Source organism: Microbacterium sp. UCD-TDU, from assembly GCF_000340625.1.
Classification (GTDB): domain Bacteria; phylum Actinomycetota; class Actinomycetes; order Actinomycetales; family Microbacteriaceae; genus Microbacterium; species Microbacterium maritypicum.
In genome coordinates, this window is record NZ_AOSO01000005.1 from 72,122 (window position 1) to 97,159 (window position 25,038).

Consider the following 25,038-nt stretch of genomic DNA (forward strand, 5'->3'; position numbering starts at 1 on the left):
ATGTGACGGGCGAAGGTGATCCCTGCTCGTCACCCCGGCGCCCATCGTGTGCGCACCGATCCCGCAGAACAGGAGTCTCTCCATGTCCGTGCCCAGAACCCTCACCGCCACGAGCGTCGCTCTCGTCGGCCTCCTCGCCCTCGCCGGGTGCGCTTCCGGCGGCTCGGCGGAACCGGAGAAGACCGAACCCGCGGCAGCATCCGTCACGATCGAGGACAACACCGGCACGCACGAGATCCCGACGCCTCCCGCGTCTGTGGTGGCTCTCGACAACCGCACATTCCAGACGCTCTCCGACTGGGGCGTCGAACTCTCCGCCGCCGCCGTCGCGCTCATGCCGGAGACCGTGTCGTACGTGAAGGACGACGCGATCGTCGACATCGGACTCCACAGCGAGCCCGACCTCGAAGCGGTCGTCGCCGTCGAGCCCGACCTGATCATCAGCGGCCAGCGGTTCACGCAGCACAACACGGCGATCGCGGACCTCGTGCCCGACGCCACGATCATCGACCTCGAGCCGCGCGAGGGCAAGCCCTTCGACGAGGAGCTCAAGCGTCAGGTCACCGTGCTCGGTGAGATCTTCGGCAAGCAGGACGAGGCCGACAAGCTCGTCGACGACTTCGATGCTGCCGTCGAGCGCGCCAAGGCCGCCTACGACGACGCCGACACCGTCATGGCCGTGAACACCTCCGGAGGCGAGATCGGCTACCTCGCCCCGACCGTCGGACGCTCGCTCGGACCGATCTACGACATCCTCGGGCTGACCCCCGCACTTGAGGTCGACGACGCGACCGACGACCACCAGGGCGACGAGATCTCGGTCGAGGCGATCGCCACCTCGAACCCCGACTGGATCCTCGTGCTCGACCGCGACGCCGTGTTCGCCGCCGAGACCCCCGACTACGTGCAGGCTGCCGAGATCCTCGAGAGCTCGGAGGCGCTTGCCGGCGTCACCGCCGTCAAGGAGAAGCAGCTCGTCTACATGCCCACCGACACCTACCTGAACGAGGGCATCCAGACGTACACGGCATTCCTCAACGACCTCGCAGACGCCCTCGAGAAGAGCGCGAAGAACTGAGGTACTGCGGCGGCATCCGGGTGACCCGGATGCCGCCGCATCGTCATCATGGTCTCCACCGACATCGCTTCGCCGCCCCGCAACGCCGGGCGGCTCTTCGACGTGAAACTGCTCATCGGCGTGCTCGTCGTCGCCGTGCTCCTCGTGATCTCGCTCTTCACCGGGGTGTACGACGTCACCGGCGCGGAAGACGGCGCGCAGATGTTCCAGATCACGCGCGTCCCCCGCACGATCGCCCTCGTCCTGGCCGGCGCCTCGATGGCCATGGCGGGTCTGGTGATGCAGCTGCTCACCCAGAACCGCTTCGTGGAGCCGACGACGACCGGAACGACCGAGTGGGCGGGGCTCGGACTCCTGTTGGTCATGATCCTCGTGCCGCAGCCGTCGCTCTCGCTGCGGATGGCCGGTGCGGTGCTCGCGGCCTTCGTCGGCACGATGGTGTTCTTCGCGTTCCTGCGCCGGGTCGCCCTCAAGTCCTCCCTCATCGTGCCGATCGTCGGGATCATGCTCGGCGCGGTCGTCGGCGCGCTGTCGACGTACCTCGCGCTGGCGACGAACTCGCTGCAGATCGTCGGCGTCTGGTTCGCCGGCAGCTTCACCTCGGTGATGCGCGGCCAGTACGAGATGCTCTGGATCGTGGCGGTGGTCGGCGTGATCGTGTTCATCGTGGCCGATCGACTCACCATCGCCGGCCTCGGCGAAGAGGTCGCCACCAACGTCGGCGTGAACTACAACAGGATCATCCTGCTCGGAACGGTGCTGATCGCGGTCACCACCGGTGTGGTCACCGTGGTCGTCGGCAATCTTCCCTTCCTCGGTCTCATCGTGCCGAACATCGTCTCGATGGTGCGCGGCGACGACCTGCGCAGCAACCTGCCGTGGGTGTGCCTGCTCGGCATCGCGATCGTCACGGTGTGCGACATCATCGGACGCACCATCATCATGCCGTTCGAGGTGCCGGTGTCACTGATCCTCGGGGTGGTCGGTGCCGTGGTGTTCGTGCTCCTCCTGCTCAGGCAGCGTCGACGTGGCTAGCGGTGTGATGAGCGAGGTGGCGACCACCGGGCCGTTGCGGTCGGCGGGCTCGTTCACGACCCCGCGTGCGCGCCGTCGCTACTTCGTCGTGCTCGGGACCCTTCTCGTCCTCGCCGTCGTCTCGGGCTTCGGCCTGCTGGCGTGGGCGAATCCGATGCCGGTCGGCTCCGCCGGGTTCTGGCGGATCGCCCAGCACCGGGCGACCGACGTCACGGTCATGGCGCTCGTCGCGGTCGCGCAGGCCACCGCCACGGTGAGCTTCCAGACCGTCACCAACAACCGCATCATCACCCCGTCGATCATGGGCTTCGAATCGCTGTACCGCGTGGTGCAGACCTCGACCGTGTACCTGTTCGGCGTGGCAGGGATCGTGGCGATCCAGGGCATCGGGCAGTTCGCGATCCAGGTCGCGATCATGGTCGCTCTCGCCGTCGCCCTCTACGGTTGGCTGCTGTCCGGTCGCTACGGCAATCTGCAGATCATGCTCCTGGTGGGCATCGTGATCGGGGGAGGCCTCGGGGCGATCTCCACCTTCATGCAGCGCCTGCTCACCCCCAGCGAGTTCGACGTGCTGGCCGCGCGCCTGTTCGGCAATGTCTCCAACGCCGACCCCTCGTACCTGCCGTTGGCGATCCCACTGGTCGTCGCGGCGTCTGCGCTGCTGTGGCTCCGCTCGCGTCGGCTCAACCTGATGGCGCTCGGGCCCGATGCCGCGCGCTCCCTCGGCGTCGATCATCGCCGTGAGCTGTTCATCGTGCTGTTCCTCGTCGCCGTGCTGATGGCGACGTCGACGGCTCTGGTGGGCCCGATGACGTTCCTCGGCTTCCTGGTGGCCACGCTCGCCTACCAGTTCGCCGACACGCACGACCATCGGCTGATCTTCCCCGTCGCGGTGCTCACGGCCTTCACGATCCTGGCCGGGGCCTACTTCGTGATGAAGAACGTCTTCTACGCGCAGGGGATGGTGTCGATCCTCATCGAGCTCGTCGGCGGCACCGTCTTCCTCATCGTCATCCTCAGAAAGGGCAGACTGTGATCGCTCTCGACGGCGTTCGCCGGGACTACAGCAGCGAGGTCGCGATCGGCCCCGTCGACCTCGAGATACCCGCCGGCGGCATCACCGCCCTCATCGGTCCGAACGGGGCGGGCAAGTCGACCCTGCTCACGATGATCGGGCGTCTCAGCGGAATGGACGCCGGTGCGATCGAGATCGCGGGACTCGATGTGGCCTCCACCAAGTCGAAGGACCTGGCGAAGGTCGTGTCCATCCTGCGTCAGGAGAACCACTTCGTCACGAGGCTCACCGTGCGCCAGCTCGTCGGCTTCGGGCGCTTCCCGCACTCGAAGGGGCGGCTGAATCGCGGTGACGAGGAGATCATCAGTCGGGCCATCGATTTCCTCGACCTCGGCGCCTTGGAGGGCCGCTATCTGGACGAGCTCTCCGGCGGTCAGCGCCAGCGCGCGTACGTCGCGATGGTCCTGGCGCAGGACACCGAGTTCGTCCTGCTGGACGAGCCGCTGAACAACCTCGACATGCGGCACGCCGTGCAGATGATGAAGCATCTTCGGCGGGCGGCGGAGGAGCTGGGGCGCACGATCGTCATCGTCCTGCACGACATCAACTTCGCCGGGCACTACGCCGACCACATCTGCGCGATGAAGGACGGTGCGGTGGTGGAGTTCGGGTCCCCCGCCGCGATCATGACGGATGAGGTGCTCACCCGCGTGTTCGACACTCCTGTGCGCGTCGTCGACGGTCCGTCCGGGCCGCTTGCCGTCTACTACTGAGCGGACCCTCAGAGCTCGATGCCGTGGTCTTCGTCGTTGACGCCGGCGTTGTTGCCCCGGCGCGACTCGTAGCCGAGGAACCAGCCGAGCCACACGATCGCGGCGAGCAGCACACCGAGCCAGACGTTCTGGAAGATCAGCCCGATCACGACGCCGACGATCAGCAGGCCGACGGTGACGAGGATGCGCAGCAGAGAACGTGACATGGCCTCAGCTTAGGCGGCGTCCTCAGTGCCCACGATGATCTTCGGGTGCGAGGCGGGGACCCCTTCGTGGCTCCTGCACACCGCTGGCGTGGATGAGGCGCACGACCCGTTGCCGCTGTCCGGCCCAGGGGGCGAGGAGCTCGACCATGCCGTCGTCGTCGGTGCGCTTTCCCGTCAGCGCGTAACCGACCTGGTGGGCGAGGTGATAGTCGCCGACGCTGACCGCATCCGGATCTCCGAGTGCGCGGATGCGGGTCTCCGCCGAGGTCCACACCCCCACGCCGGGAAGGCTCGTGAGCACGCGGTCGCGGTCGGCTCCTGTGACGGCGGCTCCCACAGCGCGGGCGATGCGGTCGCCGCGCTCGGCCGCGCGCACGATGGTGCGCGACTGGGGCGGTTCGACCCCGGCGCGGTGCCAGGCCCAGGAGGGGATGCGGAACCACTGCTCGGGCGAGGGAGCGGCGAACATCGGTCGCGGCGTCGGCCCCGGCGCCCGAGTGCCGAAGCGGGACACCAGCCAGCGCCACGCGCCGAAGGCCTGCATGCCGGTCACCTTCTGCTCGAGGATCGCGCACGCGAGCGCGTCGAACACCTCGTCGGTGCGGGTCAGGCGCAAGCCCGGGTGTCGTCGCGCGGACTCCGCGATGAGCGGGTGCAGCGCGGGATCGAAGTCTCCGGAATCGTCATGGGCACCGCAGAGCGCGGGCACGCTGTCGAGAGCGTGCTCGGTACCGGGACCCCAGGCCGAGGCTCGAACCTCGTCGCCTGACATGCGGACCGCGAGTGTCGTCGGGCCGTGCGGGGTACGCATGGCACGCCAGATCACCGTCCCGTCGATGATGGTCGTCGGATCGTTGCCGCCGCGGCGGAGCATGCCGACCGTGCGACGCAGGTCCAGCGGGTGCGGTGGTCGGTAGACGGTCTCTCGGCGAGTATCCGCGGACGCGGCATCGGCCGACGCGGGATGCTCGATGAGGGTCATGCGCCCACCCTACGCGCCGGTTCTGACACCGACTCCCGGCGACTCAGAAGCGGTCGGGCGAGGGGGTGCCGTGGCCGTAGCGGATGACGACGTCGGCGTGCCGGTCGAAGCGGTAGCCGATGCCGCGCACGGTGCGGACGATGTCTTCGTAGCGACCGAGCTTCGCGCGGAGGCGACGCACGTGCACGTCGATGGTGCGCTCGCCGGGAGTCTCGTCATCCTGTGCCTGCCAGAGGGCGGAGACCAGCTCGCTGCGCTCGATGGTGCGGCCCTCGCGGAGCACGAGGTACTGCAGCAGCTCGAACTCCTTGTACGTGAATGCGGCGGACTCGCCGTCGATCAGCACGCGCTTGCGGGAGATGTCGACGGTCACGCCGCTCTCCTCGTCGGTGGTGTCCTCCTCGGCGGCGGCCTTGGTGCGCGCGATGGCGCCCGGCTCCTGCAGCGCGAGGCGGACCACATCGAGGTCACGGCCGCCCGAGCCGTGCGGTGCGAGGGCGACGGTGGCGTGGGTCTCCGCTCCGGGCGCGAGCTCGGCGAGCGTGCGGCGCAGTGCGTCGACGAGGAGGGGGAGGCTGACCCCGGCCTCTGCGGCCTTGATCTCGTCCAACCCCACGTAGAGGGCGAAGCCACGGGGCGAGCGCACGGCGGGAAGGTCGGCTCCCGCTGCGGGGAGCGGTGCGGCGGGCTCCGGCTGGGTGCGGGTCGCGGCGGTGGTGGCGGGACGCTCGAGAAGTGCGGTGTTCGACATGATGATGAAGTCCTCAGGACGTGAGCCCGAATCGAACGGGGCTCTGATGCGTTGCATGAATGACCGGCGGAGCCGGGAAGCGAGCGAGGGTGGATGCTCGGAGACACTGACCTCGCAGATGGCGAGGAGCTCAGGTCAGGCGGGGTGGCTGTTCGTTCAGCGACACATTCGGCAACACATACCGACGCGACCGGGCATCATCATCCCGGCAGTCCTGTTCGCCTCCTGGGCGGACAAAGGGCTTGCGTTGGTGGTCATGGGGGGATTATGTCTGATCGTGACGCCCCATGTCAAAACGCCCGGGCGCTCGGAGCGGGCGTAACGTGGTTCGAATGACGATCTCGCACACTGTCGACGGCTTCATCCTGACCGACGAGAAGGACGCCTCGCGGTACACGCTCATGCGCGACGGCAAGCTCGTGAGCGTGCTCGACTACCGTGACGATGGCCGGACGATCGCGCTCACCAGGGCCTTCACCGTCCCGACTTTCCGCGGCAACGGCTACGCGGGGAAGGTCGTCGAAGGAGCTGTGGCCGACATCGAGGAGCGAGGTGATCGCAAGGTCGACGCCGTCTGCTGGTACGTCGCCGACTGGTTCTCCGCCCACCCGGAGCGTGCCGGTCTCCTGCGCACCCGCTGACTCTCCGGTCGTGTGACGAACTGTTACGGTCGCTCCCTGCGAGGATGACGTCATGAAACTCGCCGAAGCCCTCACCGCACGCGCCGATCTGCAGCGCCGCATCGAGCAGCTGCGGGCGCGCATCGTCGCGAACGCCCGTTACCAGGAGGGCGAGGAGCCGGCGGAGGATGCCGCCGCCCTGATCGTGGAGGCGGACGCCGCGCTGACGCAACTGCGCGACCTCATCCGGCGCATCAACGCCACCAACGCGCGTCTCGATCTGGGGGCCGACGGCACCATGACGGATGCTCTCGCCGCGCGGGACGTGCTGCGTCTGCGGCACTCCGTGCTGACCGATGCCGCGGCCGCGGCCTCCGGGTCCAACGACCAGTTCCTGCGCCAGATGCGATCGGAGCTGCGCCAGGTCGCGGCGCTCCCCGTGGCGCAGCTGCGCTCGCAGGCCGACGCCGTGGCCCAGGAGCTGCGCGAGCTCGACAACCGGATCCAGCAGGCGAACTGGTCGAACGATCTGGAGGAGGAGAGCGGAAGTCGGTAGTCACGAGGAAGCGGGCACAACCCCCAGCCGGCGGGGCAAGCCGGCACCTGTCGGGCGGAGGGCAGCCCCGATGTCGCATCGCGCAGCCCCGCACTCCGCACAGGTGAAGGTGCACAGCGCATCTCGCATCACCGCGTGCCGATCATCGTGACGAGGGTGGGTCAGGGGACCTTCCGCTTCTTCTTCGACCGGGGCGTCCGGGTGTGCTGCGGCACGCCTCGGACGGAATGTCGGAGGGGCTTCGTACCGTGTGAGTATGCGCATCCTGCACACCTCCGACTGGCACATCGGCCGGACGTTCCATGGCAACTCGACCATGGACGCTCTCGCCGAGGTTCTCGGAGCGCTCACCGCACAGGTTCGCGACAACGCGGTCGATGTCGTCGTCATCGCGGGAGACGTGTTCGATTCCGCCACTCCGTCCGGCGCCGCCTACACCCTGCTGGGCGATGCGCTGGTGGCCCTGCACGAGATGGGTGCCCGCGTCATCGTCACGAGCGGCAACCACGACTCGGCGGCACGGCTCGGCTTCCAGGCCCGTCTGCTCCGCGACGGCATCCACGTGTTGACCGACCCGCTGGCGGTCGGCGTCCCCGTCACCGTCGCCGATGCGCATGGCCCGGTGCACTTCTTCGGAATTCCCTATCTCGAGCCGGCGATCGTGCGCCAGCACTGGCCCGAGGGCGATGGCTCGGGGCGTCAGCTGCGCACGCAGGCGCAGACCATGGCGCATGCGATGGACCTGGTGCGCGCCGGGATGGCGCGGCACGAGGGGCGCTCGGTGGCGATCGCCCATTGCTTCGCCGCCGGTGTCGACGCGACGATCGGGCTCGAGCGCGAGGTGCGCCAGGGCGGCCTCGATGTCGTACCGCTGAGCGTGTTCGACGGTCCTGACTACGTGGCGCTCGGCCACATCCACGGGCGTCAGAAGCTCAGTGATCGGGTCCGCTACGCGGGGGCGCCTCTGCACTACAGCTTCGGAGAGCAGGACAAGCCTCGCGGGTCCTGGCTCGTCGACATCGATGCCGATGGACTCGCCGAGGTCGAGTGGCTCGAGCTGCCGGTGCCGCGCCGCCTGGTCACACTCACCGGCCCGCTCGACGAGCTCCTTTCCGCCGAGACGGTCGCCGCGCACGCAGACGACTGGGTCTGCGCCGTGTACACCGACGCCGTGCCGCAGACCGAGCCGATGCGCCGCCTCCGAGAGAGCTATCCCTACTGCGCCATGGTGCAGCATCAGCCCGAGGTCAGGGCTGAAGCAGACGAGCGCTCCTACGTGCAGCGTCTGCGCAACGCGGTGACCGACGCCGACCGCATCGATGCCTTCCTCGAACATGTGCGGGCGGGTCAGGGGCCGACGGAGGCCGAGCGCGGCCTGATCCGGGCGATCCTCGACGAGCGTGTGCGAGCCGAGGCGCTCGTCTAGATGCGTCTTCATCGCCTGGAAGTCGAGGGCTTCGGCCCCTTCCGCTCACGTCAGACGGTCGACTTCGACGCGTTCGCCGACGATGGCATCTTCCTGATCGCCGGACGGACCGGGGCGGGTAAATCCAGCATCCTCGACGCCGTCTGCTTCGGTCTCTACGGCGGAGTGCCACGATACGACGGCGGCGAGAAGCGCCTTCGGAGCGACCACTGCGAGCCCGACGATCCCTCAGAGGTGGTCGTCGAGTTCAGCACTCCCACCGGTCGGTTCCGGGTGACCCGTTCGCCCGAGTATCTGCGCCCGGCCAAGCGCGGCGGCGGCATGACCAAGCAGGCGTCGGCCGTGGCCCTCGACGAGTGGACGGATGCAGGGTGGGTCGGACGCGCCGCACGCGCGGTCGATGTCGCAGGCGAGCTCGACGAGATCCTCCAGCTCAGCCGGGAGCAGTTCCTGCAGGTGATCCTGCTCGCCCAGAACAGGTTCTCGGAGTTCCTGCTCGCGGGGAGTCGCGACCGCCAGGCGCTGCTGCGCAGGCTGTTCGGCACGCAGCGTTTCGAAGACGTGCAGGCGCGGTTCGATGAGCGTCGTCGGGAGGCGGAGCAGGCGCTCGGCACTCGGCTCGCGACCGTCGAGGCCCGCGTCGACGAGGCCGAGCGCCTTGTGGCCGCCGATGGGTTGTCGGGAGACGGCGATGACACAGAGCCCGAGGCTCCGCACATGTCGTCGTCGATCGACGAGCGTCTCGGCGCCCTCCGACGGGCGAAGGCCCGCGCCGACTATCGCGCAGAGCGTCGAGCATCGGAGCGCATCGACGCGGAGAAGCGATCGGCGGCAGCCGATGAGGCGCTCGCCGCGACGCGCGAGGAGCAGCGCGCGCAGCGTGAGCGCGACCGCGCCAGGGCTGCGCTCGAACGCCTCGACTCCGAGGTGCCGGTCATCGAGGAGGCCCGCGCGGAGCTCACCGCGGCGCGTGCCGCCGAAGCGCTCCGCTCGACGATCGCCGCCGCGGCACGCGCGAGTACGGCGTTGGCGAGCGCATCCCGAGACGAACAGAGCGCCCGCGCGGCAGGAGAGGCCCTCGGACTCGCTGTGGATGGCGACCTGGACGCGTGGACGGCTGAGCGCACCCGGGAGATCGGAGCCTGGCAGCGGGCGCGAGAATTCGAAGAGGCGGCGCCGGCACTCGACGCCGAAGTGCGATCGGCAGAGGCCGCGGTCGACGCAGCGACTCTGCGCATCGAAGCCGCGGACACGAAGCGCGCCGCACTTCCCGACGAGATCGCCGCGCTGACGACGAGACGAGACGAGACCCGGCGCCTCGCCGACCGAGTGGACGACCGACAGGCGGCCTTGGTGGCGGCAGACGCGCGTCGAGAGGCCGTGCGGGAGGCGGAGCGGCTGCGTGCCGCCGAGAGCGCACTCGACCTCGAGCTCACGCAGGCCACCGCGCTGCATGCGGCTGCGCAGTCGGCACTGTCTCAGCTGCGCCAGCGGCGAACCGACGGCATGGCCGGAGAACTCGCATCGACACTCCGACAGGAACATCCCTGCCCCGTCTGCGGCTCGCTCGATCACCCGGCACCGGCCACGCATTCCGACCCCGTCTCGCTCGAGGACATCGCCCTCGCGGAAGAGGCGCGAGATGCCGCGGCGCAGAAGGAGCGGCAGCTGGCGTCGACCTCCGCGACGCTGCGCGCCGAGTCGGCCGCCGCCACTGCCCGCGCCGACGGGCGGGACATCGAACAGGCCGAGAGCGAGTACGCCGACGCCGCTGCGGCCCTCTCGATCTCCCGTGCGGCCGTGGAAGACCTCACGGCGCTCGACATCCAGCTGGGCGAGCTCGTCGCCCGTGCCGAGCGGCTCGATGCCGAACGGGAAGAGGAGGCGCGAGCCCTTGCGGAAGCACGAGAACAGCACGCTCTGCTGCGGCAGCGGAGCGCCGAGGCACACGAACTGATCGTCGAGGCGCGGGGTGGATTCGACACCGTCGCCGCCCGGCTCGCCGACACGGAGTCGAGGATTGCCGCAGCACATGCGCTCATCCAGGCCCTCACGGAGCGCACGCGCAGGGCCGAGGCGCTCGTCGAGGCGGAGACGGAGCGGGACGCGGCGCTCGCAGAATCCGTGTTCGACGACGTGGCCGCCGCCGAGGGGGCGCTGCGTTCGATGGCGGAGCAGGAGGCCCTCGACGCGAGGATCGCCCGGCATGCCGTGCAGCGGGAGAAGGAACGGGCCGTCCTGTTCGATCTCGAACTGCGTACGCTGCCCGAGGAGCCGATCGACCTGGAGCCGGCTGAGCAGGCATCGGCCGTCTCCCGCAGCGCCTGGACGGCTGCCGTCGACGAAGCGGCGAGGGCCGCCGGCACGGCGGAACGGCTCGGAGGACTGATCGAGTCGGCCTCGACCGAGCATGCCCGCACCGCCGAAGACGCCGCGGAGTTCGAGGTGCTGCAGAACCTGGCCGACACGATCGCTGGCAGAGGCGCGAACACCCGCAAGATGACGCTCGAGACCTTCGTGCTCGCCGCCGAGCTCGAAGAGATCGTCGAGGCGGCCAACCGCCGGCTGCACGACATGTCGACGGGCCGCTACCAACTGCAGCATTCCGATGCACTGGCGGCTCGAGGTGCTGCGTCCGGCCTCGGCATCGTGGTCTCCGATGCCTTCACCGGTCAGACCCGACCGCCGCAGTCGCTGTCAGGGGGCGAGACGTTCCTCACATCCCTCGCCCTCGCTCTGGGACTGGCTGAGGTCGTCACCGCGCGCGCGGGCGGGATCCGGCTGGACACCCTCTTCATCGACGAGGGATTCGGCTCCCTCGATGGAGACACGCTCGACGTCGCGATGCGCACGCTCGACGAGCTGCGACAGGGAGGCCGGACTGTCGGGATCATCAGCCATGTCGAGGCGATGCAGGAACAGATTCCCGCTCAGCTCACGGTGCGAGCGTTGCCGAACGGGCCCAGCATCATCGAGGCCCGCTGAGTCAGGCCCTCTGAGTCAGTCGTGGCCCGCAGAGTGCGGGCCTGCTGAGTCGAAACGCGGGGACGGGCGCCCCCGCGTTCTCAGACGCCGTACTCGCCGCGGATGAATTCGCGCAGCTGCACGCTGCAGCGCGCGACGGCCTCGCGCCAATCCGTCAACGCCCCGTCTTCGGCCTGATCGGACACCGCGCGGAACACGCGGATCGGGACACCGAACTGTCCGGCGACCCAGATGTAGGCGTAGGTCTCCATGTCGACCAGGGCCGCGCCCGAGGGACGGATCACGGCGGTGACCTCGGCATCCTCGACGAAGTGGTCACCGGTGGCGATCAGCACCCCCTCGCGCCCGGTCGAGACACGTGCCGGCAGCGACACGTGCTGGCCCGAGATGCCGTCGAGATCGGTCACGTCATGCTGGAACGCGGTGCCGACTTCGTGGACGGTCGCCGCGAGGTCGGGATCGATCGCGCCGGCCGTGCCCACGACGACGATCTCGTCGTAGACCTTCGCGTCGAGCGCGCGGGTCAGCGCGTAGGTCGCCTGGAGCTTGCCGGGGCCGCTCACGAGACGGTCAAAGCCGTCGAGCTCCTCAGGGAATGCGGACAGTTCGGATTCGAGGGCAGCGAGCAGCAGTTTCACTGCCCCATTCTCTCAGGTCTTCGCTGGCAGGAGCATGCGCACGCCGCGGCGTCACCCGGGTGTAACACGAAAGGGCGATACTGATTCGAGGACAAGACGGAGGATGACATGTCGTTGCAGAAGCAGATCTCTGAAGACCTCGGCGTCCGGCCCGAGATCGACCCCGAGTCCGAGGTCGAGCGTCGGGTCGGATTCCTCGTCGACTACCTCCGAACGACCGGGGCGAAGGGCTACGTGCTCGGGATCTCCGGCGGGCAGGACTCCACGCTGGCCGGACGCCTCGCGCAGCTCGCCGTCGAGCGGGTGCGGGCGGAGGGCGGGGAGGCGAAGTTCCTCGCCGTGCGTCTGCCTTACCGTGTGCAGCACGATGCCGCAGACGCCGAGGCCGCCCTCGACTTCATCGCCCCGGACTCCTCGGTCGAGGTCAACATCCAGAACGGCGTCGACGGTGTCGAGGAAGACATCGAGTTCGCGGTCACGAGCGACATCAGCGACTTCAATCGGGGCAACATCAAGGCGCGTGTCCGCATGGTCACGCAGTACGCGCTCGCCGGCCATGACGGGATGCTGGTGATCGGCACGGACCACGCCGCCGAGGCTGTGACCGGCTTCTACACGAAGTTCGGCGACGGCGCGGCCGACATCCTCCCGCTCTCCGGGCTCAGCAAGCGGCAGGGGCGCTCGATGCTGCAGTTCCTCGACGCTCCGGATCGGCTGGCGTTCAAGGTGCCGACCGCCGACCTGCTCGACGGTCAACCGGGGCGCGCCGATGAGGATGAGCTCGGACTCACCTACGAGCAGATCGACGACTTCCTCGAAGGGCGTGACGTCGACCCCGAGGTCGCCGGCCGCATCGAGGCGAGGTATCTCGCGACGCAGCACAAGCGGCATCTACCGGTGACGCCCGACGACACCTGGTGGCGCTGACGCCGCTCGTCTCGACAGCGCACGCGTTCGCCCGTGTCAGATGCCGCGGATAGTGTCGAAGGATCCGACAGAACGGGAGCATCGTGCGGATCGACACTCAGGCGCAGCGCGTCATCTGGAGCGCGAGCGACCTCAAGGCGGCTGCCGAATGCGAGTTCGCATGGTGTCGGGCGATCGACGCGAAGCTGGGGAGGGTGCCGGCCGTCGAAGAGCCGGAAGACGCCACGCTGAAGCGTGCGGCGCAGCTCGGCGATGTGCACGAGCAGAACGTGCTCGCCCGCTACATCGACGATCTCGGTGACGAGAACGTCCACCGTGTCGAGAAGGTCTCGTCGGTCGACGCTGAAGCACTGGCCGCGGCGATCGATGAGACGGTGACCGCGCTGCGCTCAGACGCACAGGTCGTCTTCCAGGCCGCTTTCGCGACCGAGGAGTTCGTCGGCTTCGCCGATTTCCTCCGTAAAGACGATGACGGGCGCTGGCGGGTGCAGGACTCGAAGCTGGCACGCAAGGCGCGTGTCACCGCTCTCATGCAGCTTGCGGCATATGTCGACCAGCTCGATCGCCTGGGCGTCCCGCGCGCCGATGAGGTCGACCTCATCCTCGGCGACGGCACGCTCAGCACCCACGCCGTCGACGATCTCCTCCCGCTGTTCCAGGTGCGACGCGCGCGGCTGCGTGCGCTCATCGCCGATCGACGCATCTCCGACGGTGCGACGGGCGCTCCGCTGGCGTGGGGCGACGATCGCGGCGACCTCCAGGTCGTGGCCTGCGGGCGCTGCGCGACCTGCGAGGAGCAGGTGCTCGCGCACCGTGACCTTCTCATGGTCGCACGGATGCGACCGGTGCAGCGGGCACGGTTGCGGACCTCCGGCATCGAGACGATCGACGCACTGGCCGCGGCCGTCGAGGCGCCGGCGGGAATGAACGCCGACACCTTCGAGACCCTTCGCGCACAGGCCCGTCTGCAGTTGCAGGCGGACGCCGAGGGGGTGCCGACGTTCGACGTTCACTACGCGCAGGCGATCCACACTCTTCCGCTGCCCAGTCACGGCGACATCTTCTTCGACTTCGAGGGCGATCCGCTCTACACCGAGCCTGCGCCCGACGGCGAGGCCCACTGGGGGATCGACTACCTGTTCGGCTGGGTGGACAACGCCGACCAGTACTCGGCCCTGTGGGCGCACACGTTCGCCGATGAGAAGCGCGCGCTCGAGGACTTCCTCGACTTCGTGAACGCACGCAGGCTCGCGCACCCCGGCATGCACATCTACCACTACGCGCCGTACGAGACCTCGCACCTGGTGGCCATGGCGGCGAGGCACGGTGTGCGCGAGGGCGAGGTCGACCGGCTGCTGCGCGAGGGGGTGTTCGTCGACCTCTACCCGCTCGTGCTGCGCACGGTGCGGGTCGGCTCCCGCTCGTACTCGATCAAGAAGCTCGAACCGCTCTACATGGGCGAAGACGTGCGCACCAGCGACGTGCAGAAGGGCGATGACTCCATCGTGCAGTACGTCGCGGCCCGCGAGCTCGCGGCGGCGGGGGAGAGGTCCGAGGCAGACGCCGTCCTGGCCGACCTCGCCGACTACAACCGCTACGACTGCGTGTCGACGCGGCGGTTGCGCAACTGGCTCATCGACATCGCCCGACAGCAGGGCGTGACGCCCGCACCGCCCGACGACGCCGACGAGGTGATCTACGAGCCGTCGCCCCGCTCGGTCGCGCTCCTCGCCGACGCGGAATGCGCTGTCGAGGCCGGCGACGACGGGTTGGTGCACCGGATCGCCGCTGCAGCCATCGACTACTTCCCCCGCGAGGCGAAGAGCTTCTGGGTGTCGCACTTCCAGCGGCTGCGCGAACCGGTGACGATGTGGGACGGCACGCGAGACGTGGTGCGGATCGACCGTCCTTCATCGGTCGTGCGTCGGGAATGGAGCGTCGGCGAGGGGCGACGGGTGATGTCGCGCGACATCGAGATCCGCGGCGAGGTGTCCCCCGGCACGACGCTCGGCCCGGGGGCTCAACCGTTCGCGCTCTACGAGGTCCCGGCTCCCTTCGACACCGAGGTGCCGTCTCGCGCGGTCCATGTGCCGCATACGGTCACTGTCTCCGAGGTGCTCGACGACGGCTACCTCGTCACCGAGACGGCCGTGCAGGGCCAGACCTGGGACGAGCTGCCGCTCGCGCTCACACCGGCGGCGCCCCCGCGTGTGGTCTCGCTCCAGGGAGCCATCGACGAGTGGGCCGACGCCGTGCACCTGGCCGCTCCCGGTTTCCCGGAAGACGCCGCGACCGACATCCTGCGCCGCATCCCGCCGCGCACGGTGTCGGGACGCGCGCTGCCGGAAGCCGGTGATGACGCCGTCGATGCCATCGTGCGCGGTGTGCTCGATCTCGACCGCAGCTATCTGGCCGTGCAGGGTCCTCCCGGCACGGGCAAGACCTATACGGGGTCGCGAGTGATCGCACGCCTGGTGAACGCGCACGGCTTCAAGGTGGGTGTCGTCGCACAGTCGCACGCCATCATCGAGACGCTCCTGGCAAGGGTCGTCGCCGACGGCGTCTCGCCGGCACAGGTGGCGAAGGCGCCGAAGGATCCGGATGCGGAGCCGCCCTACACCGTGATCCCCAAGAGCGGTATGGCGTCGTTCCTCGCGGAGCACGCCGGCGAGGGGGCCGTCGTCGGCGGTACGGCGTGGGATTTCAGCAACACCCAGCGTGTCGACCGGGCAGGACTCGACCTCCTCGTGATCGATGAAGCGGGGCAGTTCTCGCTCGCCTCGACGATCGCGGTCGCGGCCGGGGCGAAGCGGCTGCTCCTCCTCGGCGATCCGCAGCAGCTCCCGCAGGTGAGTCAGGGAGCCCACCCCGAGCCGGTGGACACATCCGCCCTCGGCTGGGTGATGGACGGCGATCCGGTCGTGCGTCCCGAGTACGGCTACTTCCTCGCGCGATCGTGGCGGATGCATCCCTTCGTCGCCGCGCCCGTGTCGAAGCTCGCCTATGCCGGACAGCTCGCCTCGGCCCCCGGCACGGAGCTCCGATCGCTCGACGGCGTCGACCCGGGCCTTCACGTCATGCCTCTTCGTCATCGCGGCAACGCGACCCAATCGCCCGAGGAGGCCGCGGAGGTCGTGCGGCTCGTCGCCGATCTGGTCGGGCGCACGTTCACGGACCACGACCCCGGCGCCGCGAGGCGGCCTCTCGCGCAGTCCGACATCATCGTCGTCACCCCTTACAACGCGCAGCGTCAGCTTGTCCTCGATGCGCTCGCCGATGCCGGGTTCCCCGACGTCCCGGTGGGCACCGTCGATAACTTCCAGGGCAAGGAGGCTGTCGTCTCCATCACCTCGCTGGCCGCATCGAGTGGTCGGGATGCGCCACGCGGACCTGAATTCCTGCTGTTGCAGAATCGACTCAACGTGGCGATCTCCCGCGCCCAGGTCGTCGCCTACCTGATCCATTCGCCCGCGTTGCTGGACGACCTGCCGTACACGCCGGAGGGTGTGGCTCGCCTCAGCGCCTTCGCCCGTCTCGTCGGGGCAGCGGGATGAGCGCCCACACGGTCGACGAGATCCTGGCCGCCTCGGCCGCATGGGTCTGGTTTCCCCGCGACAGCGAGCACGAGCGCGAGCACCTGCTGCTCGTGCGTGATCCGGAGAGGTTCGGCGGCGGGGTGCGCGGCTCCCAGGTGGAATCGAGTCTCAGCCCCGCAGAGGTGGTCGATCATGCGCTGGAGCGGACGAGAGCGTGGGGCGCGCAGCGATTCACCTTCTGGACGAGCGCCGCCGACCGCCCCGACCTCGAGGAGGAACTGTGTCGCCGCGGCGCAGAACACATCGACACCGTGGCGGTGTTCGCTCGCCCCCTCGAGGGTGCAGCGGTCGACGTGCCGGCAGATGTGACCGTCGAGGTCGTGCGCACGCTGGAGCAGGTGCGCGCCGTGGACACCGTCAACGTGCCGGTGTGGGAGCAGCGACCGCTCGATGCGGAAGGTCTGCAGGCCGAGTTCGCCGAAGTGACCGCAGCACTCGAAGCACGCGAGGGGTTCCGGGTCCTCGCGCGGATCGGCGACCGCGCTGTCAGCACCGGAGGGTGCACCATCGACGACGGATTCGTCCGACTCTGGGGTGCGTCCACGCTTGCGACGGACCGCGGTCGTGGGGCGTATCGTGCGGTGCTCGCGGAGCGACTGCGTCGGAGTGCCACCTGGGGAGCGAAGACGGCCCTCGTGAAGGGGCGCATCTCGACATCGGCGCCCATCCTGGCGCGAGCCGGATTCACCCACTACGGCGACGAACGGGCGTACCGCCTGAATCCGGCGGCGTAGCGCCGAATCAGACGGTGCCGTAGAGCCTGTCGCCGGCGTCGCCGAGACCGGGAACGATGTAGCCCTTCTCGTCGAGTCGCTCGTCGAGTGCGCCGAGCACCAGCGTCACGTCGCGGTCGCCCGCCATGGCCTCGATCGCGGCGACGCCCTCGGGGGTTCCGAGCAGGCAGATCGCGGTCACGTCCTTCGCGCCGCGGTCGAACAGGAACTGGATCGCCGCGGCGAGCGAGCCACCGGTGGCCAGCATCGGGTCGATCGCGAAGCACTGGCGATCGCTCAGATCGTCGGGCAGGCGCTCGGCGTAGGTCGTCGGCTCGAACGTCGTCTCGTCGCGCACCATGCCGAGGAAGCCGACTTCGGCCGTCGGGAGCAGCTTCACGAGGCCTTCGAGCATGCCGAGACCGGCGCGCAGGATCGGCACCACGATCGGGCGGGGCTCCGAGATCTTCACACCCATCGTGGTCGTCACCGGTGTCGTGATCTCGATCGGGCTGACCTTCACGTTGCGAGTCGCCTCGTACGCGAGCAGCGTGACGAGCTCCTCTGTGAGCTGCCGGAAGACCGGCGACGGCGTGCGCGCGTCGCGCAGCACCGAGAGCTTGTGGGTGATGAGAGGGTGGTCGGCCACGTGAACACGCATGGATACAGGGTAATGCGCTGCGGGGCCAGGCACGACATCGGTTGCTCCGGCCGCGCACGGCGGCTGTCGTAGGCTCGACGCATGACCGCTGCCGACGACCTCGCGATGGCGCGCGCCCTCGTGCTCGCGGCCGAGGCTGCGGCGGCTTCGGAGATCCCCGTCGGCGCGGTGGTCCTCGACTCCTATGGGCGGATCATCGCCGAGGGGCGCAACACTCGCGAGGAGACCCACGATCCGACGGGTCACGCCGAGATCGAAGCGCTCCGACGTGCCGCGGCAGTGGTCGGTTCCTGGAATCTCGAGGGGCACACGCTCGTGGTGACTCTCGAACCGTGCGTCATGTGTGCCGGGGCGATCCTGCAGGCCCGTATCGGTCGCGTCGTGTTCGGTGCCTGGGACGACAAGGCGGGTGCGGCGGGCTCGATGTACGACGTATTGCGCGACCGGCGGCTGCCCTACCGTGCCGAGGTCATCGGCGGTGTCGCGGCCGATGCGGCGACGGCGCTCCTGCGCTCGTTCTTCGAGCAGCGGCGCTGAGCGCTCCCGCGGGTCAGTCCGAGGACTTGAGCACGAAGACGTCGGTCGAGGGCTCGGGATCGATCGCGGGGCGGTAGACGTCCGGCTCGATGTAGACGATCCGCGCCACCGGTACGGCCTCGCGGATGCGCGCCTCGATCGCGTCGATGTCGTCGGCGGCCTCGCGCAGCGGCTTGTCGGCGTTGAGGGCGATCTTCGCCGCGACCATCAGCTCGTCGGGGCCGAGGTAGAGGGTCTTCATGTGGATGATCTTCTCGATCTCATCACCCGCGTTGATCGCGTCCACGATGCGGTCGTGGTCGGCCTGGGTCGCGCCTTCTCCGACCAGGAGGCTCTTCGTCTCCACGCCCAGCACGATCGCGATCAGCACCAGCAGCACACCGATCATGACGGTGCCGAGCGCGTCGAACATCGGGTTGCCTGTGATGAGGGTGAGGCCGACGCCGAGCAGCGCGAACGTGAGGCCGGTGAGTGCGCCCACGTCTTCCAGCAGCACGACGGGAAGCTCCGGTGCCTTCGAGCGGCGAACGAACGACACCCACGACTGGCCCTTCTCGCGCACGAGGTTGCTCTCGCGCACGGCGGTGCGCAGCGAGAACGACTCGAGTCCGATGGCCACGACGAGCACCACGAGCGGCAGCCACCACCACGTCTTGTCGAGCTCGTGCGGGTTCGTGAGCTTCTCGACGCCCTCGTAGATCGCGAAGAGGCCACCGACCGAGAAGAGGATGATCGAGACGACGAAGGCGTACACGTAGCGCTCTCGGCCGTAGCCGAACGGGTGCGCTCGGTCGGCCTCGCGCCGGGCCTTGCGTCCGCCCAGCATCAGCAGCAGCTGGTTGCCCGAGTCGGCGACGGAGTGGATCGCCTCCGCGAGCATCGAGGCGGATCCGGAGAGAGCCCAGGCGATGAACTTCGCGAGGGCGATGCCCATGTTCGCCAGGAACGCCGCGACGATGGCCTTGTTGCCTCCGGATGCACTCATGGGACGAGTCTAGAACCGCCCGCCCGAGGATGTCGGAGTGCCCGCCGTAGGATGACGACATGGCTGACTCGCTTCCTTCCCTCGCTTTCCTCGGTGCCGGCTCGATGGGCGGTGCGATCCTGCGCGGAGTGGTCGCCTCGGGCATCCGGATCGACGGCGGGATCACCGCGACGAACCGCACCGCGGAGAAGGCAGAGGCGTTCGCCGACCTCGACGGCGTCACGAGCGTGGCCCTCGCCGAGCGTCCCGAGGGCAACGTCGAGGCAGCCGCGGGGGCGCGGATCGTGCTGGTCGGCGTGAAGCCGGCGATGGTGCCCGATCTGCTGCGCGAGATCGCCCCGCACCTCGCCGCCGACGCGATCGTGGTCAGTGTCGCCGCGGGCGTCACGTTGCAGACCTTCGCCGATGTGCTCGGTCCTGAAGCCCGAGTCATCCGCTCGATGCCCAACACTCCGTCGACCGTGCGCAAGGGCGTCACCGGTCTCGCCGCGGGCGCTGCGGTCCCGGACGAGGATCTCGCCCTCGTCCGCCGCCTCTTCGAGACCGTCGGGGCTGTCGTGGAGGTGCCGGAGTCTCAGATCGATGCGTTGTCGACGATCTCGGGCTCAGGGCCCGCCTATGTCTACCTCCTGATCGAGGAGTTCACGAAGGCCGCCGTCGGCATGGGATTCGCCGATGCCGATGCGCGGCTCATGGTCGAGCAGACGTTCATCGGGGCGACAGCCCTGCTCGATGCCTCGGGCGAGGAGCCGGCGGAGTTGCGCCGTCGCGTCACGAGCCCGAAGGGAACGACCGAGCGGGCGATCGCCGTGCTGCAGGACGCGCACCTCGATCGCACTTTCGCCCAGGCTGCGGACGCCGCACTCGCACGGGCCAGGGAGCTCGCCGCCGGAGCCTGAGCCATGCCACTGCGGATCGAGGGTGCGATCCGGTGATCGAGATCGTGCTCGACATCGACGCCTGACCCGGTCCGCCGCGGTCAGCTCTCGCTGGAGACGTCGGCGAGCACCTCGGGCCAGCGACGATCCAGGATCTTCCCGCCGAGCACGGTTCCACCCCAGAGCGCCAGACCGCCGAAGACGACGCCGCAGGCGAGGCTGATCCACCCCAGTCCGGGATTCCAGATCGCTGCGATGGCGAATCCGAGCGCCGGTGCACCGAGCGCGAGCGTGATCGGGCCGATGATGATCATCGCGAGCAGCGACTGCACACCGCCGGAGGATCCGCGTCCGAAGGGGTTGGCCTCCGGGGCCGGTGCCCGCCCGGGGAGGAAACTGCCCACCCAGGCGCCGGCGCCGGCGGCGATCGCGGTGAGGCCGAGCGACGCGCCGAGGCTGCCGGGCAGCAGGTTTGGCCGCCCAGCGAGCAGGCAGGTCGCCAGGCACAGCGCGACCGTGACCGGTATCGCGATCAGTCCGAAGCCGAGCAGGCGACCCGCGCGGTCGGCGGCCCCGGTGACTCCGGTGAGGATGTGCATGGCGACGGCGTCGTTGTCGTAGGCGATCGCCATCTGCACGATCGTTCCCGTGAGCAGGGCGTTGATCGCGGGGATCAGGGTGATCGCGGGCGCGAAGCCGATCGCCTCCTCCTGCAGGCCGTTCATGAGGGCGATGCCGATGAAGATCGCCGGCAGCAGCAGGAGCATCACGATGTTGACGAGCTGTCGCGGATCGCGGCGGAAGTAGCGCAGAGATCGTGCAGCGACCGCGCCTGTCGAGTTCGCCGGCAGCATCCGATCGAGCAGGCCACCGGAGCGCACCTGTCCGCCACCGCTGCTCTGGATCGGAGAGACGAGACGCGAGGCCAGAAGGCGCTGCGACGCGAACCAGAGGACGAACACCGTCGCGAGGGCGATCACCAGGCGAAGCGCCGCGGTGACGACGTCGCCCTGCGCGACCGATGCGGAAACCCCGAACACGGCGCCGACCGGTGTCCATCCGACGACGTCCGCGACCATGGAGAAGGCTCCGCCGACATCGGTCACCGTGGTGAGCGCACCGATCCCGAGGTTGAGGATCAGCCCGGACGAGGCGGCGAGCAGCACACCGAGAGTCAGCACCAGATCACGCGTGCTGCGACGCGCGAGCCAGCCCGCGAGCAGGCCGCTCACCACGCGCGCACCGAGTACGCAGGTGACGACGGCCACCGGGATCATGAGGAGGGCGGTGAACAGTGCCGGCAGGCTCACCGACCAGCCCACCAGCATCAGCAGCAGTGCGATCGTGGTGCCGATGCCACCGATGGTCGTGGCCCCCGCGACCACGAATCCCGGCAGCAGCGCGGGTGCAGTCACGGGCAGCAGTGCGAAGCGCTCGGGAGCGAGCGAGTCGTCGGCGCTGACCAGGATCGAGCCGATCCACCAGCCGATGACGATCGCGGAGCCGGTGAGCACGAGGGCGGTGACGGCACCTTCCGGTGCGGCGAATCGCAGAGCGACGAGGCCCGCGGTGAGACCCGCGAGGAGGCCGAGGGCGATCATCCCGGTGATGATGAGGGTGACGATCATCCAGGGGTTGCGGGACAGCTGATGACGCAGCTGCCGCCAGCGCAGGCTTACGAGGAGCGCAACCATGCGAGCGTCTCCGTCCCGAGATCGTGCGCCCCCACGAGCGTGAGGAATCGCTGCTGCAGCGAGAGGCCGGCGCGCACCTCGTCGAGCGGTCCGTGCGCGAGCAGACGGCCTTCGGCGACGATGGCGACCCTGTCGCACATCGACTCGACGAGCTCCATCACGTGGCTGGACAGCACGACCGTGCCGCCGCCGTCGACGAATGAGCGCAGGATCTGACGGATCGTCTCGCCCGATACCGGGTCGACCGCCTCCAGTGGCTCGTCGAGGATGAGCAGTCGAGGTGCGTGGATCAGTGCGCAGGCGAGCCCGATCTTCTTGCGCATGCCGGCGGAGTAGTCGACGACGAGCGTGTCCCGCGCATCGGCGAGCCCCAGCGCATCCAGGAGATCACCGGTCCGCGAGACGACCTCCGTCTCGGGCATGCCGCGCAGCAGCCCGGTGTAGCGCAGCAGCTCGGCACCGGTCAGCCTGTCGAGCATGCGGATGCCGTCGGCGAGCACCCCCATGCGCGCTTTCGCCTCAGCGGGGTTCTGCCACACGTCCGCGCCGAGCACCCAGGCGGTTCCCGCATCCGGACGCAGCAGGCCCGTGGCCATCGCGAGCGTCGTGGTCTTGCCGGCGCCGTTCGGACCGAGCAGGCCGAGCATGGATCCGGCGGGCACGTCGAGGGAGAGACCGTCGACGGCGACCTTCTGCCCGAACTGCTTGCGAAGCCCACGAAGGGCGAGGACGGGAGGGGCCGCTGTGGGGTCGGTCATGACTCCCATCCCACCACGGCTGCGAGGCCCCGCACATCCGCCGCGAGGGGGAGCCGGGAAACGAAGCCGGGACGGCGTCAGCGATCGAGGCCGGCGAAGCGCTCGATGTCGCTGTTGGTGCCCGAGACGATGATGAGGTCGTGGTTCGTGACGATCGTGTTCGCCTCGGCATAGCGGAACGGCTTGCCGGGGCTCTTCACGCCCACGACGGTGACCTTGTACTTCGAGCGCACGCCCGACTCGTTCAGGCCGACGCCGCGTATGAACTTCGGCGGGTACATCTTGGCGAGGACGAAGTCGTCGTCGAAGCGGATGAAGTCGAGCATCCGTCCGCTCACGAGGTGCGCCACGCGCTCGCCGGCCTCGCGCTCGGGATAGATGACGTGGTTGGCGCCGACGCGGGCGAGGATCTTGCCGTGCGACTGCGAGACGGCCTTGGCCCAGATCTGCGGCACCTTCAGGTCGACGAGGTTGGCCGTGATCAGCACCGATGCCTCGATCGAGGATCCCACCGCGACGACGGCGACCTGGAAGTCCTGCGCGCCGATCTGCCGGAGGGCATCGATGTTCTTCGCATCGGCCTGCACGGTGTGCGTGACGCGTTCGGACCACTTCTGCACGAGCTCGAGGTTGTCGTCGATCGCGAGCACCTCGCGGTCGAGGCGGTCGAGCTCTCCGGCGCAGGCGGCGCCGAACCGGCCGAGGCCGATGACGAGGACGGGAGCGTCGCCCCGGAGGACTTCAACCAACGATCGGCCTTTCCACGGGCAGTGAGTAGTACTGCGTTCGTGATGTCGCGGCGACTGCCGCGGCGAGAGTCACTGTACCAACGCGGCCCATGAAGATGGTCGCGGCCATGACGTACGACGCCGAATCGGGGAGCTCTGCGGTGAGCCCTGTCGACAGCCCCACAGTGCCGAACGCCGAGATGACATCGAACAGGACATGGCTGATGTCCGCCTTGGTGATCTGGGCGATCACGATCGTCGACAGGGCGACGATGGTCGCGCCCCATGCGACGACGCTGAGGGCGACGCGCTGCACATCGCTCGGGATGCGACGGCCGAAGGCCTCGACCGACTGGCGCCCCTTGGCCTCGGACCACACGGCGATCGCCAGCACCGCGAGAGTGGTCACCTTGATGCCGCCGGCGGTCGAGGCGGAGCCGCCGCCGACGAACATCAGCATGCTCGCGGCGAGCAGGGACGAGCCGTTCAGATCATCCATCTCGATCACGTTGAAGCCGCCGGAGCGGGTCATCGCCGAGAGGAAGAACGCCTGGAATGTGGTGTCGGTGGCATCCATCGACCCGAACGTCTTGGGGTTGTTGAACTCGAGGACCACGAACACGGCGGCACCCAGGATGAACAGCAGGATGGTGGTGACGAGCGTGAGCTTGGTGTGCAGTGACCAGCGCTTCACATGCCAGACGTGCTTGGCGAGGGTGTAGATGACAGGGAAGCCGATGCTCCCGAGGAAGACTCCCACCATGAGGAGCGAGAGCACGAGGTAGTCGTCGGCGAACACGGCGACGCCGCCGTCGTTCGGTGCGAACCCGGTGTTCGTGAACGCCATCGCCGCGAAGTAGGGGGCCTCCCAGAGTGCCGCGATCGGGTCGACCTCGGCCATCACGAGTGCGGGGTAGAGGAGTATCGCGAGCGAGGCCTCGATGATCAGCGCTGACACGGCGACCGTGGTCAGCAGCTGGCCGACCTCGCCGAGCCGCACGGTCTGGCTCTCGTTGACCACGCCGCCGTGCGCCCGCATCGGATTGGTGTCGCCGGCCGCCATCAGCTTGGCGCGCAGGCCGAGGCGCTTCGAGATCAGCATGCCCATGAGCGAGGCGAGGGTGAGGACACCCAGTGCGCCGATGTTCACGCCGAGGAACACCACGACATGACCGAACGGCGACCAGTAGTTGGCCATGTCGACGGTCGCGAGTCCGGTGACGCAGATGGTGGAGACGGCGGTGAAGAGGGCATCGCTCAGCGGCGTCACGGTTCCGCTCGCGGAGGCGATCGGCAAGGAGAGCAGCACGGTGAAGACCAGGATCAGCAGCGCGAAGATGACGATCGCGAAGCGTGACGGCGAAGAGGTGACGAGGTGCTTGACCCAACCGGCCGCGCTCTTGAGGCTCTGCCGCGGGGACGACGCCGAAACGATGCCCGACATCGCTGCCCCCTGTGGTTTCTCCTTCGGCCGCGCACAGCGGCCGCACGGCGCC

The 25,038-nt window shown here is 68.9% G+C and carries 23 protein-coding genes; 13 read left to right on the top strand and 10 right to left on the bottom strand.

The annotated features are described in order from the left end of the window. Nucleotides 1–82: 82 nt before the first annotated feature. From D514_RS20310 to D514_RS20325, 4 genes are read left to right on the top strand one after another with little or no spacing between them, the layout of a single operon-like run. The gene (locus D514_RS20310; RefSeq protein ID WP_017828097.1) at nucleotides 83–1,078 is read left to right on the top strand and encodes a siderophore ABC transporter substrate-binding protein; all 996 of its coding nucleotides are present in this window, start codon (nucleotides 83–85) and stop codon (nucleotides 1,076–1,078) included. 48 nt (nucleotides 1,079–1,126) lie between these two features. Beyond that, nucleotides 1,127–2,113, top strand: coding sequence for an ABC transporter permease (locus D514_RS20315; protein ID WP_017828098.1), 987 nt, complete (start codon nucleotides 1,127–1,129; stop codon nucleotides 2,111–2,113). 7 nt (nucleotides 2,114–2,120) lie between these two features. After that, on the top strand, nucleotides 2,121–3,149 hold the full coding sequence (locus D514_RS20320) for an iron chelate uptake ABC transporter family permease subunit (protein WP_017828099.1): 1,029 nt from the start codon (nucleotides 2,121–2,123) through the stop codon (nucleotides 3,147–3,149). Next, entirely contained in the window at nucleotides 3,146–3,901 is a 756-nt protein-coding gene (locus tag D514_RS20325) for an ABC transporter ATP-binding protein (RefSeq protein WP_017828100.1), read from the top strand. The genes D514_RS20320 and D514_RS20325 overlap by 4 nt, the downstream gene beginning before the upstream one ends. Before the next feature lie 8 nt (nucleotides 3,902–3,909). Here the strand turns inward: D514_RS20325 and D514_RS20330 are convergent, their stop codons facing one another. From D514_RS20330 to D514_RS20340, 3 genes are read right to left on the bottom strand one after another with little or no spacing between them, the layout of a single operon-like run. Next, nucleotides 3,910–4,107 (bottom strand): hypothetical protein, encoded by a 198-nt coding sequence (locus D514_RS20330; RefSeq protein WP_017828101.1) that lies wholly within the window; start codon nucleotides 4,105–4,107, stop codon nucleotides 3,910–3,912. A gap of 22 nt (nucleotides 4,108–4,129) precedes the next feature. Continuing rightward, the gene (locus D514_RS20335) at nucleotides 4,130–5,089 is read right to left on the bottom strand and encodes a DNA-3-methyladenine glycosylase (RefSeq protein WP_017828102.1); all 960 of its coding nucleotides are present in this window, start codon (nucleotides 5,087–5,089) and stop codon (nucleotides 4,130–4,132) included. A gap of 43 nt (nucleotides 5,090–5,132) precedes the next feature. Further along, the gene (locus tag D514_RS20340) at nucleotides 5,133–5,840 is read right to left on the bottom strand and encodes a winged helix-turn-helix domain-containing protein (protein ID WP_017828103.1); all 708 of its coding nucleotides are present in this window, start codon (nucleotides 5,838–5,840) and stop codon (nucleotides 5,133–5,135) included. Nucleotides 5,841–6,172: 332 nt separating this feature from the next. On the opposite strand from D514_RS20340, the gene D514_RS20350 reads away from it, so the two are divergent. The 4 genes from D514_RS20350 to D514_RS20365 all read left to right on the top strand — a co-directional run bounded on the left by D514_RS20350 (nucleotide 6,173) and on the right by D514_RS20365 (nucleotide 11,427). Continuing rightward, nucleotides 6,173–6,481, top strand: coding sequence for a GNAT family N-acetyltransferase (locus tag D514_RS20350; RefSeq protein WP_017828105.1), 309 nt, complete (start codon nucleotides 6,173–6,175; stop codon nucleotides 6,479–6,481). A 52-nt stretch (nucleotides 6,482–6,533) separates the two neighbouring features. Then, entirely contained in the window at nucleotides 6,534–7,016 is a 483-nt protein-coding gene (locus tag D514_RS20355) for a DIP1984 family protein (RefSeq protein WP_017828106.1), read from the top strand. A gap of 256 nt (nucleotides 7,017–7,272) precedes the next feature. Beyond that, entirely contained in the window at nucleotides 7,273–8,442 is a 1,170-nt protein-coding gene (locus D514_RS20360) for an exonuclease SbcCD subunit D (RefSeq protein WP_017828107.1), read from the top strand. Then, a complete protein-coding gene (locus D514_RS20365; protein ID WP_017828108.1) occupies nucleotides 8,443–11,427 on the top strand; it encodes an AAA family ATPase in 2,985 nt (994 codons plus the stop codon). Nucleotides 11,428–11,507: 80 nt separating this feature from the next. On the opposite strand, the gene D514_RS20370 is transcribed toward D514_RS20365, so the two are convergent. Beyond that, nucleotides 11,508–12,065: a hypothetical protein gene (locus D514_RS20370; RefSeq protein WP_017828109.1), complete on the bottom strand. Its 558-nt coding sequence runs from the start codon at nucleotides 12,063–12,065 to the stop codon at nucleotides 11,508–11,510. A 108-nt stretch (nucleotides 12,066–12,173) separates the two neighbouring features. Between D514_RS20370 and nadE the strand changes: the two genes are divergently transcribed. From nadE to D514_RS20385, 3 genes are all read left to right on the top strand, one after another. Continuing rightward, nucleotides 12,174–12,992, top strand: coding sequence for an ammonia-dependent NAD(+) synthetase (nadE, locus tag D514_RS20375; RefSeq protein ID WP_017828110.1), 819 nt, complete (start codon nucleotides 12,174–12,176; stop codon nucleotides 12,990–12,992). Nucleotides 12,993–13,075: 83 nt separating this feature from the next. Further along, complete coding sequence (locus tag D514_RS20380; protein ID WP_017828111.1) at nucleotides 13,076–16,546, top strand: bifunctional RecB family nuclease/DEAD/DEAH box helicase; 3,471 nt, start codon at nucleotides 13,076–13,078, stop codon at nucleotides 16,544–16,546. Further along, nucleotides 16,543–17,322, top strand: coding sequence for a hypothetical protein (locus D514_RS20385; RefSeq protein WP_017828112.1), 780 nt, complete (start codon nucleotides 16,543–16,545; stop codon nucleotides 17,320–17,322). The genes D514_RS20380 and D514_RS20385 overlap by 4 nt, the downstream gene beginning before the upstream one ends. Nucleotides 17,323–17,329: 7 nt before the next feature. Here the strand turns inward: D514_RS20385 and upp are convergent, their stop codons facing one another. Next, on the bottom strand, nucleotides 17,330–17,962 hold the full coding sequence (upp, locus tag D514_RS20390) for a uracil phosphoribosyltransferase (RefSeq protein WP_017828113.1): 633 nt from the start codon (nucleotides 17,960–17,962) through the stop codon (nucleotides 17,330–17,332). Between the two features lie 81 nt (nucleotides 17,963–18,043). Between upp and tadA the strand changes: the two genes are divergently transcribed. Next, nucleotides 18,044–18,499, top strand: coding sequence for a tRNA adenosine(34) deaminase TadA (gene tadA / locus D514_RS20395; RefSeq protein WP_017828114.1), 456 nt, complete (start codon nucleotides 18,044–18,046; stop codon nucleotides 18,497–18,499). A gap of 13 nt (nucleotides 18,500–18,512) precedes the next feature. Here the strand turns inward: tadA and D514_RS20400 are convergent, their stop codons facing one another. Then, nucleotides 18,513–19,484: a cation diffusion facilitator family transporter gene (locus D514_RS20400; RefSeq protein ID WP_017828115.1), complete on the bottom strand. Its 972-nt coding sequence runs from the start codon at nucleotides 19,482–19,484 to the stop codon at nucleotides 18,513–18,515. A 59-nt stretch (nucleotides 19,485–19,543) separates the two neighbouring features. On the opposite strand from D514_RS20400, the gene proC reads away from it, so the two are divergent. Continuing rightward, complete coding sequence (gene proC, locus D514_RS20405; RefSeq protein ID WP_017828116.1) at nucleotides 19,544–20,383, top strand: pyrroline-5-carboxylate reductase; 840 nt, start codon at nucleotides 19,544–19,546, stop codon at nucleotides 20,381–20,383. Between the two features lie 80 nt (nucleotides 20,384–20,463). Here the strand turns inward: proC and D514_RS20410 are convergent, their stop codons facing one another. The 4 genes from D514_RS20410 to D514_RS20425 form a co-directional block, all read right to left on the bottom strand. Then, complete coding sequence (locus tag D514_RS20410; protein WP_017828117.1) at nucleotides 20,464–22,056, bottom strand: hypothetical protein; 1,593 nt, start codon at nucleotides 22,054–22,056, stop codon at nucleotides 20,464–20,466. Beyond that, complete coding sequence (locus D514_RS20415; protein ID WP_017828118.1) at nucleotides 22,038–22,814, bottom strand: ABC transporter ATP-binding protein; 777 nt, start codon at nucleotides 22,812–22,814, stop codon at nucleotides 22,038–22,040. The genes D514_RS20410 and D514_RS20415 overlap by 19 nt, the downstream gene beginning before the upstream one ends. A 77-nt stretch (nucleotides 22,815–22,891) precedes the next feature. Further along, nucleotides 22,892–23,563, bottom strand: coding sequence for a TrkA family potassium uptake protein (locus tag D514_RS20420; RefSeq protein ID WP_017828119.1), 672 nt, complete (start codon nucleotides 23,561–23,563; stop codon nucleotides 22,892–22,894). Further along, nucleotides 23,556–24,986, bottom strand: a complete 1,431-nt coding sequence (locus D514_RS20425; protein ID WP_017828120.1) for a TrkH family potassium uptake protein — start codon at nucleotides 24,984–24,986, stop codon at nucleotides 23,556–23,558. Before D514_RS20425 ends, D514_RS20420 begins: the two co-directional genes overlap by 8 nt. Nucleotides 24,987–25,038: the final 52 nt, after the last annotated feature.